This window comes from Occultella aeris, from assembly GCF_902703175.1.
Lineage (GTDB): Bacteria > Actinomycetota > Actinomycetes > Actinomycetales > Beutenbergiaceae > Occultella > Occultella aeris.
Genome location: NZ_CACRYJ010000068.1, coordinates 1 through 12,443, shown reverse-complemented (window position 1 = coordinate 12,443; position 12,443 = coordinate 1). Strand labels below are relative to the sequence as shown.

At 63.7% G+C, this 12,443-nt stretch carries 7 protein-coding genes; 6 read left to right on the top strand and 1 reads right to left on the bottom strand.

The window, feature by feature from the left end:
- Positions 1 to 9 precede the first annotated feature (9 nt).
- Positions 10 to 1,929 carry a ligand-binding sensor domain-containing protein gene (locus HALOF300_RS27780; RefSeq protein ID WP_231955720.1) on the bottom strand — a complete coding sequence of 640 codons (1,920 nt, stop codon included), beginning with the start codon at positions 1,927 to 1,929 and terminating at the stop codon, positions 10 to 12.
- Between the two features lie 1,241 nt (positions 1,930 to 3,170).
- Here HALOF300_RS27780 and HALOF300_RS23815 point away from each other — a divergent pair.
- The 6 genes from HALOF300_RS23815 (at position 3,171) to HALOF300_RS23790 (ending at position 12,304) form a co-directional block, all read left to right on the top strand.
- A complete protein-coding gene (locus HALOF300_RS23815) occupies positions 3,171 to 3,542 on the top strand; it encodes a hypothetical protein (RefSeq protein ID WP_156743386.1) in 372 nt (123 codons plus the stop codon).
- Positions 3,543 to 4,017: 475 nt separating this feature from the next.
- Positions 4,018 to 5,391: an FAD-dependent oxidoreductase gene (locus HALOF300_RS23810; RefSeq protein WP_156743385.1), complete on the top strand. Its 1,374-nt coding sequence runs from the start codon at positions 4,018 to 4,020 to the stop codon at positions 5,389 to 5,391.
- A 955-nt stretch (positions 5,392 to 6,346) separates the two neighbouring features.
- On the top strand, positions 6,347 to 8,317 hold the full coding sequence (locus HALOF300_RS23805; protein WP_156743384.1) for a heparinase II/III domain-containing protein: 1,971 nt from the start codon (positions 6,347 to 6,349) through the stop codon (positions 8,315 to 8,317).
- 230 nt (positions 8,318 to 8,547) lie between these two features.
- Positions 8,548 to 10,173 carry an extracellular solute-binding protein gene (locus tag HALOF300_RS23800; protein ID WP_156743383.1) on the top strand — a complete coding sequence of 542 codons (1,626 nt, stop codon included), beginning with the start codon at positions 8,548 to 8,550 and terminating at the stop codon, positions 10,171 to 10,173.
- A gap of 218 nt (positions 10,174 to 10,391) precedes the next feature.
- Complete coding sequence (locus HALOF300_RS23795) at positions 10,392 to 11,387, top strand: ABC transporter permease (protein WP_197522804.1); 996 nt, start codon at positions 10,392 to 10,394, stop codon at positions 11,385 to 11,387.
- On the top strand, positions 11,384 to 12,304 hold the full coding sequence (locus tag HALOF300_RS23790; RefSeq protein WP_156743381.1) for a carbohydrate ABC transporter permease: 921 nt from the start codon (positions 11,384 to 11,386) through the stop codon (positions 12,302 to 12,304). The genes HALOF300_RS23795 and HALOF300_RS23790 overlap by 4 nt, the downstream gene beginning before the upstream one ends.
- Positions 12,305 to 12,443: the final 139 nt, after the last annotated feature.

The following is a 12,443-nucleotide window of genomic DNA, read 5'->3' as shown; positions in this document are numbered from 1 at the left end:
GGATCAAGGCTAAGGGAGTGTGTGCAGCGAGACCTGCAGGAGGTTGCGCCCGGTGATGGTGAAGAGGTCGGCCCCGTCCGCGGCCACCATGGGAAAGCTGGTCGGGTCTGCAGCCAGTTCATCCACCAGTGTCTCGGCGCTCAACGTGGTCGGGTCGATCCTCCAGAGACGTTGGTGATCAACGGCGTAGAGCACGTCGTCAGAGACCGTGAGATCCACACGGGCCGTGCCGATCTCGGCCGTTCGGAGCAGTTCGCCGCTGCGGGTGTCGATCCTGAACAACAGGCCATCATTCGTCGTGCCGTAGAGCGCGTCGCGCAGGACGACCAGCGACGGGATCGACGTCGCCGCACTGTCGGGCACCGTGGTGCCGACTCGGGTCCGGGTCCCCAGGTCGAAGATCGCCACGGTTGCCGGACCGTACGAACTGTCGGCCGGAGCACTCCCGACGTACGCGAGGCCGCGCCGCTCATGGGCGGCGACCGAGACCAACGCGTGGTTCTCGACCAGGTTGCGGTAGACATCGAGCTTCCGGGTGCGCACGTCCAGCGTCGACAGCGCTCCACCCAGCTGGCCGTAGCCAGGGCTGGTCGGGACGAGGAGAAGCTGGCTCCGGCGATGGTAGGTGATGTCGCCGGGGCGGTTCTGGTCGTGTCCGATCGACGCGATCGTGTTCAGGGCACCCGTGGTCGGGTTGTAGGCCACGATCGTCGCCGAGGGATACATCGCGAGATAGAGCGTGTTCCGCACTGCCTGCATCGCCTTGACCTCACCACCGAGGCGGACTCGATCCGTGGCAGCCGGCACCCTCCGGTGGTGGATCTGGAAGCCACCGTGCCCTCCGACATAGACACTGTCGGCGTGGACGGCGATCGACTGTGGCAGATCGGGTGCGGAAGGCATCCCGGCCGCCTGGAGATCAGCCATGGACATGGTTCCCGTGCTGCGGTCGTAGGTCCACATGGTCGCCGAGTTGGTGAAGACGGCGACCGTGGTGGCGCGAATGCTGACCGCGGTGATGAAGTCCCCGCCGGCCGTGGCGCCGACAGCTTCTGCGACCCCAGTGATGAGGTCGAGGTGCCAGAGAGAATCACCGGCGCCGTAGTAGACATCGTCGTCCTGCGCTGCCATCTTGCCGATGGTGATGCCCGAGTCGGGGTGCACGATCCGATAGTCGCCCGGATCCGCCTTCGAGATGATCGCGATCACACCGGAGCCATGGGTGCCGCCGATCACGTGGCTGTCGGTCTGAGTCAGTTGATAGATGAAGGCTTCACCGCTGAGCTCCGGCGGTGTGATGTCGGTCCGCGTGCCGGTCCCGCGGTCATAGGCCACCAGGGTGGCTTGCGCCCCCACGCCCGCATAGACGGTGGTGTCGTCGGCGACGATGCTGCGCACGTATTTCTGCCCAGCGACGGCGACGCCCCTGTCGATCAGGGTGTTGTCGGCGGGCCGGTACTCCCAGACCTTCCCGTCCGGGTAGGTGCCCAGGAAGATGGTGCCATCCGAGGTGCGCGTCATATCCCAGATGTACGTCGCTCCTGCCGGGCTGGCCAGCTTGTCGAGCCGGTGCGTGGTCGTGTCGAAGGCGTACAGGTCGGCGACGGTGTGCGTACCGACGTAGATCCGCTCGGCGTCCACGAGACTTGCCCAGGCTCCTCCGCCGGAAGGGATCTCCACCAGGTCGACGATCTGGTCCGCGGCGGGAGTGAACACGCCGAGTCGCACGGGCTGCAACAAATGGGAAACGATGTAGGGACGATCGCCGACGAAACCTCCCGAGAGGGTCGTGCAGGCCAACGTGGCGGGTCCGCGGTCAACGGTCTCTACCGGCTCTTGCGCGCCGGCGCTCGAGCTCGAGGTCCACGCCATCCCCGTGCCCGCCCCGGCGGCCAGCACGGTCACGCGCAACATGGTCCGACGATCCATCTCGTCTCCTAATTTTAGACCCAACATAATCAACCATTGGGGCGACTGTAATTGGATCTGACTGATCGTAGGTGCGGTGCCGATGGGCGTCAAGGATGCGCGTTGACTCATGACGACCTCCGCGTGGATCCAGACGTTGCCCCAGTTGAACCTCTGAGAACGTCCGCATGTCGGTGTGGCGTCGCGTGGTGGTGGGTGGAGTGCTCGACGCCAGATGGATGGGTCTGACTTTCACCGGCTGTGCGGGTGTGGGTTCGATTCCCACTCGAGGCACCGCATACTCGCAGTTCAGAGGACCAGCTATAGGCCCGTGTAATGATCGTGTCATTGCGTCTCGTCGTCGAGCAGCCTTAAGGCCTGGTCGACTGGTCGACTGCGTTCAATTTAGAGCGGCCTCGTGCGGTGTCAAACGTGCCGGTGATGTACGGGGCGGGGTCGCTGGGCCGAGGACGGCGGGACCCGCGTGGCGTCTGCGACGTAGCCCATGACGAGGCACGACCGATCTGCGGCGCGACCTACTCCACACACTCGGGGCGCAGTGCTCGCGGTTCGTCCGGGTCGACGCCATCACCGCCGGCTGCGAGTTCGTCATCGCGTCCGTCCGCTTGGACGTCAGCGAGCACGCATCGACGGGACTGTCTCGATGCCGCTCTGGCTTCGGACAAGTACATCCTCGTCGACGGGTCGTTCACCGCGAAGGATGGGCGCAACCTGGTTGCGTTGCTGCCGGATGGCTTTCCGCCGTTGCGGACCCACCAGCCCGCAATCGGGCGCCCGCTGTCGATCGGGTCCGAGCCGGACGGGTCCTTCATGGAGGTCGACATGAACCCGCCGTGCGTGGCCAGCTCGCCGGTGGCGATGATGTCGGGGCCGTTCCTGTTCGGTGAGGTCAGGAAGCCTGGTCCGAGGTGGGTTGCCGGCGAGGGCTGTCCCGAGGCAGCCCCGCGCATCTTCCGTGACGTGCCGTTGTCGGTGTCGTTCGCCGTGTGCCCCGGTCGAGGCGGGGGGTCGCAGCGTGACCTCGTAGTCGAGGGGCGTCGGGCTGTCCCTGGATGTGGCGGGGACGCGGTTCGACACCATCCTCGCCACGCGACCCGGGTGCCGAGGGTCGCAGGCCTGCACGGCAAGGTCGCGGCGTTCACGCAGGCCGCCAACACAGCGGTCCAGGCGGGCTGCGAGGGATCGTTCAGGTCGGCGACTTCGGCACCGGCCCATTCGGTGACGACTACAGGTAGAGCGCCATGTACTTCGGAGAGCAGTTCGACGATGTCACGGCTGTGGCCGGCTACATCCTGGGTGACCGTGGCCTGGTGATGCTGGTGGTGCCCGGGAACCACGACAACTACGACCGCATCTTCGACCGGGACATCACGCCAGGTGTCGATGCCGATTCTCGCCGTGCTGGCGGGCACTGCTACGCGGGTTCCGGTTCGAGGTGGGTGGACGCCGATTCGGTGCGGTTGGCGGTGCGCACTCCATCGACCGTGACTCCCCTCCCCCCGTACCTGTCCTGGTGGGAGCAAGAACCTGTCACCCAAGCTGACATCGACACGCTGGGTGACGAACTGCTCGAGGTGCTCCTCACCCATGACGCGCCGGAGGGTACCCGGTGAAGTCCCACCCGCAGTTGCCCGAGATCCACGAGCGCCTACCCCGGGACGGCCAGTTTGCTGCTGGCGGAAGCAGCACGGCGTAATCAGCCGCAGATGGTGTTCTCCGGGCATTGGCACCAGCGAGTGTCCGGGGCACTGAACGAGCGGCGAACCCGTGTCGAGGTCGTCAACATGGATCGCGCGACCGGGTCGACGGTGGTGCTGAACCTGGCGGGCCTGAGGGTCGACCGGAAGTCCATCTGCGCACACTCGCGTGCAAGAACCATTGATTCCCTAGTCAATCTTGACAGCATGGAGGACCCGCCTGTCTACTCAGTACATAGTTGCGACGGTGCCACCCGACCTTCTGTCACCTCAGCGGCGCGGCCGGGCGCATTCTGCGCAGGCAGCAGCGGGTCAGTGTTCGGCACTTCGTTCGGAAGGTCCTACCGAAGAGCAGTCACGACTCGCTCACGAGACACCTGGGAGAACACATATGGCCCGCTCCGAACATCGGAGTTCGCTTCACGAGCCGAGACGGCAGATCCCGCTCGACGACGAGTCCGACGTTGTCGTGTGTGGAGGGGGACCGGCTGGCGTCGCTGCCGCACTAGGTGCTGCGCGGCTCGGCGCGCGCACCACGCTCGTCGAGTCTCAGGGCACGCTGGGCGGAGTCTGGACCTCGGGCGCGTTGTCCTGGATCATCGATGCCGCTCTAAAGCCAGGAGTCATGGCTGAGATCGTGGAAGCGCTGGAGGCAGCTGGTGCGGACACCCCCGTCGGCTTCCCCGACTTCTCCTACGACGTCGAGAGAATGAAACTGGTGCTCGAGAGTCTGTGTACAGACGCCGGGATACGGATGCTGTTCAACACCGATGTAGTAGGCGCTCGGGTCCACGAGGGCCAACTCCAGGCAATCATCACTGAGTCGAAGAGTGGCCGCATTGCCTTCTCCGCGTCGACTTTCGTCGACTGCACGGGCGACGGCGACGTCGCTGCACTGGCCGGATGCCAGTTCGAGATCGGCCACCCTCAGACTGGGCAACTGCAACCCATGTCTCTCATGGCGCTGGTCAGCGGCATCTCCGTCGACGAGATGCACGACGTTATTATCGCCAACGACGTAGTTCGCGCAGATGAGGAGAACTTTTCACTGGCACGAAGGCGCAAGATCTCCAAGCACAATCTACTTCGCGAGCTCGGTAAGGCTGGATTCGACCCGAGCTATACGGGTATCAGTCTCTTCAAGGTTCACGACGATGTCTTCGCGCTGATGGCGAACCACCAGTACGGCGTTCGGCCGGACGATGTCGGGGCGATTACCTCGGCAACGATCGAGGCGCGCCGCGAGATCAACCAGGTGGTCGAGGCCCTCCGTCTATTGGGGGGCCGCTGGTCGGGTCTGCGCCTCATCAACACTGCTGCTCAAATAGGGGTACGTGAAGGGCGGCGCATTGCTGGGCGCTACCACATCACGCGAGACGACGTCATGCGGGGCGCTCAGCACGAGGACGCTGTGGCGCGAGTCGCCTTCGGCTTTGACGTGCACGCGCTCACACGCGCGGAAGGCGGCTACCGCAGTCCGACAATGTCTGATGTCGAGACGCGTGCGAGGCCCTACGAGATCCCGCTTCGCGCCCTCATCGCGCGGGATGTCGATGGCTTGCTGATGGCCGGACGGTGCATATCTGGCGACTTCTGGGCACACTCCAGTTACCGCGTCACGGGCAATGCCGTTGCCACCGGCGAGGCAGCAGGGGTCGCCGCGGCTGTAGCAAGCTCATTGGGATGCACGGTCGCCCAGACCCCGTGGGCCGAGATCTCCAAGGCACTGCCATACCAAGCTGTACGAACTCTCGAACGGGTCTAAGCCCCGCTGAGCACCCGCTCGCCCAGGCTAGGGGCGCTCCGCGCGTGACATACATCTACTCGGTGGACGCCGCCCACCAACGACTGGTGCTCGCTGGGTCCCTAAGCCCGGGTGTACGCAGGGGACTTCAGAGCCTCCGCAACCGGATCCAAGGCATCTCCTGCAGCCTGTTCCACGCCAGCACACCTCACGGTTGCACCTCCGCCTCGCTTACGATGAAGACCACGTGAGTCCAGTTACGCGACGCGAGCCACGACCGAAGGGGATCGTCAGCTGAGGCTGTTGGTAGGCGGGCCACTCGCTATTGGGCAGTTGCGGCGGGCTCTGGAGCCGCATCACGCCACTGACCTACCGGATTGACGGGGCAAGCCTCGGGCGCCTACCTCGGGTTCAATGTTGACAGTTGGCCGCAGTCCGGCCTGCCCCCGCAGGTAGGCCAGAGTTGGTCCAACTCCTCGGATATAACGCCGACCTGTTCTGCCCAGCGAGATGGCTGGCTGTACCAGAGTCCGGATCCGGAGCCGGCTGGCTCGGTGAACAAGCGCTACCGGTTGCCGAACGACTGCACGGGTCACTGTGTGGTTGGAGCGCCTCCGGGGCCGCGTCAGCCAGCGACGAGCATGCCTTCCCGTCGGCAGCAACGGCAGTAGGTGTCTGCGATGAACGGCGAGGCGCCCGAGATCGGGACTCGCGAGCCGACGGGCCCACTGGCGCGGGGACCTGACCTGCGTGTTCTGAGTTGCGAGGTCTTCGACCAGGGCAGCCACGAGCGGCAATGTGTTGATTGCCCGATCAATCTTGACTCAACTGGATCGGAACAGTTGACTCAGCTGGTCGAGCCGTCCGGTTCCCCTGCCCGCCAGGTGGGGCCCACACATCCTGGCGGAACGGCACACCACAGCAGGATTTCAGCGCTTCACCATGGCGTTGAAGCCACGAGAAGGAGTAGCAGTCAATGGCGAAGCATCTACTCTTCGGCAGCTCATACAGTCGGCGGACCGCGCTGAAGGTGGTCGCAGCGACGTCCGCCGCCGTGGTGGCCGGGCCGCCGGCGCTGGCACAAGCGTCGAGTCATGGGGCCGGCCCCCAGTACCTCCGCGATTCCCATCCGCGGCTCCTCGCGAAGCCCAGCGACTTCGACGCTGTGGCCTCCCGAGTCGTCGCGGACGAGGTATCCCAGGGATGGTTCAGCACACTGGAGGAACTCGGCACGGAGTTGTTGGCTGCCCCCACGCCGGCCTTCCCGAACAACGCCAGTTTGCTCAGCACCGCCAGAACAGCCGTCAATCGCATCTACACACTCGCCCTGCTTGAGCAACTTGGGGGCGACCCCGCCTACGCGCAACGCGCACGTGCGGAGATCGCGGCAATCGCGGAGTTCCCACAATGGAGCCGAACGAACCCACCGAAGCTCGCCGACGACTTCCTCTCGATCGCGGAGATGACCCACGCGATGGCCATCGGGTACGACTGGCTCTACCACACCATGAGCGAGGACGAACGTGCCGATGCCCGCGACGCCATCATTGACAAGGGGCTGCAGACTGCCCTGAACGCGTACCGGGAAGACTCGATCTACACGAGTTCCCCCAACAACGTGGGGATCGTCACCAACGCTGGATTCGGGGTGGGGGCACTCGCCATAGCGCCAGAGTCTCCTTCGATTGCAAGAGAGGTCCTACGGAAGAGCCTGCACAGCATCCGACCTGCCGTTGAGCAGCTCAGCCCAGACGGGAGCAGCCCAGAGGGAGGGTACTGGGGCTACGTCATCAGGTACCTCAGCATCTACCTCGCAGCCTTGGAGTCCTCTGACGTACGCGACCGTGGGCTCTCGCACGTCGTCGGGCTGTCCGAAACAGGCAACTATGCGATCTACCTGACGGGTCCGTCGGGGCAGTTCTTCAACTACTCAGACTCCGACCCAACTTCGCAGCAGCCTCCGGAACTGCTTTGGTTGTCGGAGCGGTACTCGAAGCCTGTCTACACGTGGTGGGGAAGCCGAAGCAGGTCAACAAGCACCCTCTACTTGCCTCGCTACTTGTTGTGGTACGACCCGAGTAAGGACGTCGGTCCGCTGGAGTCTGAGCTTCCTCTCGACATCCATTTCGCGAGCGTGGAGGTTGCAACTTTCCGCAGTGCGTGGGAGGACCCGAACGCCTTGTTCGCCGGCTTCAAGGCGGGCGACAACGCCAGCAGCCACGGCGACCTCGATGAGGGCACCTTCGTTATCGATGCGAATGGGCGCAGGTGGGCGACGGAGCTGGGCAAAGACAACTACGGCCTTTCCGGCTACTTCGACTACGATGGCGGCAGGCGCTGGAACTACTACCGCAAGCGTGCCGAGGGCCAGAACACACTGGTCATCAACCCAAGTTCGGCACCTGACCAACTCCCCGACGCCTCTTGCACCATCCCCCGCTATGAGTCATCCGCATCGGGTGGATACGCAATCGCGGACCTAACGAGCGCTGTTCCCGGAGATGCAGTCACGTCCTGGAAGCGCGGCCTCGCTATGGTCGACCAGCGCCAGCGCATCCTGGTGCAGGACGAGGTGAGTCCCAACGGTCACGTTGCGGCGTGGTGGTTCATGCACACGACAGCACAGGTTGCGATTTCCGAGGATGGCCGGTCTGCATGGTTGACCATGGAGGACGAGGACGGCGGTAACCCTGCAAACCTCCTGGTCCAGATGTTGTCCGCTCCCCCGGGCTCGGTTTTCACACTTCGTGACGCAGCACCACTTCCGACATCTCCCCACCCCCAGGGGCAATCGCCGAACACCGGTGTCTCGAAACTCGCGATCGAGGTGTCTGCTGATGAAGCGTTCAGGCTGGCAGTGCTCTTCACCCCTATTACGGCGCCAGTAGACCAGGACTTGCCGATTCCTAGCGTCATCGCGCTCCAGGATTGGTCGACGGACATGTAGTGAGTTCTCGTTCTGGTTTGCAGGCGCGTGGCCAGACCGACTCAGCGACTTCTCCCATTGGCGGCCGTCCTGTCGCCTAGCACCAGCACGACGCAACTCCGACGGAAGACCGTCGGAACTCACCGAAGCGATCACAGCGCCGACGGCGGCCGCCAAACGTATGCCTGCCATCTGTGGGCGTAGACCCACGCCCCTCCTAGACCTCTCCGCACAAGATTCAGGAGCATCACATGCATCACCCATCCTTCGACCGACGCACTTTCCTCCTCGGAGCGGGCGGAGCTTTCGCCCTTGCCGCGTTGCCAAGCTGCTCCACCGGAGGCAGCGGCTCCCAAGGTCCGACAACTGCCAACAGCGGTGTCGTGTTGCCCTCGTACATCCCCTACACGGGTATTGAGCCGGACCTCCAGGGTACGCCGGAGGGCGTGCCGGACGGGTTCTTCAATTACCCCGTCGATCAGCACCGTTCCGTCACCGAGACGCCGGGGGCAGGTGAATCGATCAGCGGGATGGCGATGATCTCCACGGCCGTACCGCCGACACGGTCCCAGAACGCCTATTGGCGAGAGGTGGAGAACCAGCTCGGCGTATCGCTTGACCTCACGATGACCCCGTCGGCTGATTACGATCAGAAATTGGCCACAGTCGTTGCGGGCGGCGACATCCCAGACATGGTTCAGATTCAGGACGCGCCGGATCTTCCTCGACTACTCGAGTCGCAGTTTCAAGACTTGTCCGAGTACCTGTCTGGCGACGCGGTAAAGGACTACCCGAATCTGGCGAGCCTGCCGCCCCTGACTTGGCGGGGGGCCGTCTACAACGGGGGGATCTACGGCATTCCGAATCCACGGCAGGCGGTCGGGAGCTACGTGTTTGTGCGCCAAGACACCTTCGACTCGCTAGGCCTGTCGACCGAGCCAGAGAACCTCGAGGAGTTCCTCGAGACCTGTCGTGCCCTCACCAACGAACAGGAGAATAGGTGGGCGATGGGCGATTCGGGATCCGCAGCGGCGCTCGTGATCATGGGCATGATGTCCGGAGTGCCAAACGAATGGCGCAACGACGACGGCTCGCTCACTCATAAGTACGAGACCGAGGAGTTCTCACGCTCGGTCGAATGGGTGACGCAACTCTGGCAAGACGGCTTGATGCACCCCGACACGTTCGCGAGTTCAGATACGAGCGGTCAGTGGTTCCATGCCGGCCGAACCGGGATCTGGCTGACGGGCAACGGCCACTGGAACAGCGCGTTGAAGAACCACCCGACGTCGGAACTCGGCCTCATGACCTTGCCGAGGTGGGATGGCGGTGGCCTCGCGCCGTGGAGGCTCGGGTCAGGTTTCTTCTCGATCAATGCCTTCAAGAAGGCCGAACCCGAACGAATCCGACTGCTGCTCCGGGTCTGCGACTGGCTTGCCGCGCCGTTCGGCAGCGAGGAGAACTACCTCCGCGCGTATGGTCTGGAAGGCGTGCATCACACCGTCGACGCCGATGGGAACCCGGCTCTCACCGAGTTGGGTCAGGCAGAGTTGCGGCTCCCGATCAGTTACCTGGCGGCGCCACCTGCTCCGTTGTACACGCCCGGGCAACCCGACGATACCCGCGTCCAGCATGCCTATCAGTCCAAGTTGATCCCCGTGGGAGAACCTAACCCGGTGATCGGTCTCTACTCGGCGACCGACGCCGAAGACGGTGTCCGGCTGAAGCAGACGTTCGACGATTCCGTCAACGACATCATCACTGGCCGGGCAACCATCTCGACGCTCACTGATGCCGTGGACGGGTGGAAACGCGATGGGGGCGACACGATGAGGGCCGAGTACGAGGAACAACTCGCTGCCTACCAGATCGACTGAGCGAGAGGCAATGCGATGACACGTGCTGTGATAACACACGGTGACCTCGGAACCGAGATGTCGCGTCCAGGCCCACCGACATGGCCAACACAAATCGATGCCCCCGCAGTTTACTGGCTGCCGGCGGATGGGCACAGCCCGATCCGGATCGGTTGCCAGGGCAATGTCCCACCCGCGATCGGTGCGGTCGCGGTGCTGGCCGAGCGGCGGGGATGACGATGGTGATCGTCAAGACCCGTCCGAGCGCGGGGCAACGGGAGCAGATGACGCATTCCGGTGGCCCCAACCCTTCGGTGGAACGACGTGTGCGGCGTCGTGGTCGCTGGCGGCGGGACAGATTGCTGCTGCTGTTGGGGTTGCCGGGCCTCGCGGTGGTACTGCTGTTCAACTACGTCCCGCTTCTGGGGAATATCATTGCCTTCAAGGACTATGTGCCGTATGTCGGGATTCTGGAGTCTCCTTGGGTGGGCTGGGAGAATTTTCAGGTCATCTTCAATGGAGATCCGGAGTTCCTGACGGCACTGTCGAACACGCTGATCATCTCGCTGGTGCAAATTGCGTTCGTGTTTCCAGTGCCCATCGCGCTCGCGCTGCTTCTGAACAGTCTCGTCAGTGAGCGAATTAAGCGCGTGGTGCAGTCGGTTCTATACTTGCCGCACTTCATGTCGTGGGTGGTCGTCGTCGCGATCTTCCAGCACATGCTCGGCAATGCTGGGCTGTTGAACAGCTGGCTACGCTCGCAAGAGTTGATCACACTCCCGATTATCGGCAACCCCGACCTGTTCATTGGGCTGATCACGTCGCAGGTGATCTGGAAGGATGCAGGTTGGGGCACGATCATCTTCCTGGCGGCGTTGTCCAACATCGACGTGCAACTCTACGAGGCAGCCGCGGTCGACGGTGCCAGTAGGTTGCGGCAGCTTTGGCATGTCACCCTGCCGGGAATCCGGAGCGTGATCTTCCTGATGCTCATCCTCAAGCTGGGTGACGTACTGACGGTCGGGTTCGAGCAGATTCTGCTGCAGCAGGGTCCGGTCGGGCTGCATGCGTCAGAAGTGCTGGACACCTACGTGTACCGGAACGGTGTCTTGAGCGGCGACTGGGGTGTGGCCGCGGCCGTCGGCCTGGTTAAGGGCCTCGTCGGAGTGATGCTGGTTCTTGGTGCCAACAGACTGGCCCACGTGTTCGGCGAACGAGGGGTGTACTCACGATGAGAGCCAAGATCATTCCCGGGCGTCCCGCCAAGGCGTTGCGCACGGCCGGTGCGTTGACTCCGCCAAACCCGCTGGTGAGTGGTAGCAAGGGTCTCGTGTTGCTGCTGTGCTGCGCCGTGGTCATCGTCCCATTCCTATCGGTGGTCTCGACCAGCCTGGCAAGCCCGGCCGAGGTCACGGCCGCCGGCGGGTACGTGCTCTGGCCATCGCAGCCAAGCCTGGATGCCTACCGTGCGATTTTCGCCGGTGGGGTGGTCACCCGCGCGCTGCTAGTTTCGGTTGGGATCACAGTGGTGGGCACCACACTCTCGCTGGTTTGCACGACCCTCTTGGCCTACTCACTCAGCCGGCCAGATTCGTTCGGCAGCAAGCCCGCACTGATGATCGTGCTGTTCACTCTGCTGTTCAGCCCCGGCATGATCCCCATGTACTTGCTGATCAAGCAGCTTGGGTTGCTCGACTCCTACTGGTCGCTCATCCTGCCTGGGCTCATCAGCGGATTCCTGGTGATCATCATGCGCGGGTTCTTCCTCGACCTCCCCCGTGAGCTGTTCGACGCAGCGCGTATCGACGGCGCCAATGAGCTACAGACCCTGCTACGTATCGCGGTGCCGCTGTCGAAGGCAGTGATGGCCGTTGTCGGCCTGTTTATGGCTGTGGCGTACTGGAATGCGTTCTTCAGCGCGTTGCTGTACATCAACGACACAGACAAGTGGCCACTACAGCTCGTGCTACGCAGTTACGTCGTGAACAACACCCCGGTCGGCGCCGAGGGCTTCGCTGGCGAGATCGCACCTCCCCAACAGTCCCTGCAAATGGCGATCCTCGTTGTCAGCCTGGTCCCGATCGTCCTCGTCTACCCGTTCCTGCAACGTCACTTCGCCAAGGGCATGCTCATCGGCGCCGTCAAGGGGTGAGCATTCACCACGCTGCGAGCAATCGAATCGCGAACCTAGCGCGCGTCCGGCCGTGCTGCTGGGGCAGGCTTGGAGGGCGCACCGGTTAGACAAACTCGACGAGAAGCGCGGGGCGCGGCGCCCGCGCCCGCCCCCCGCG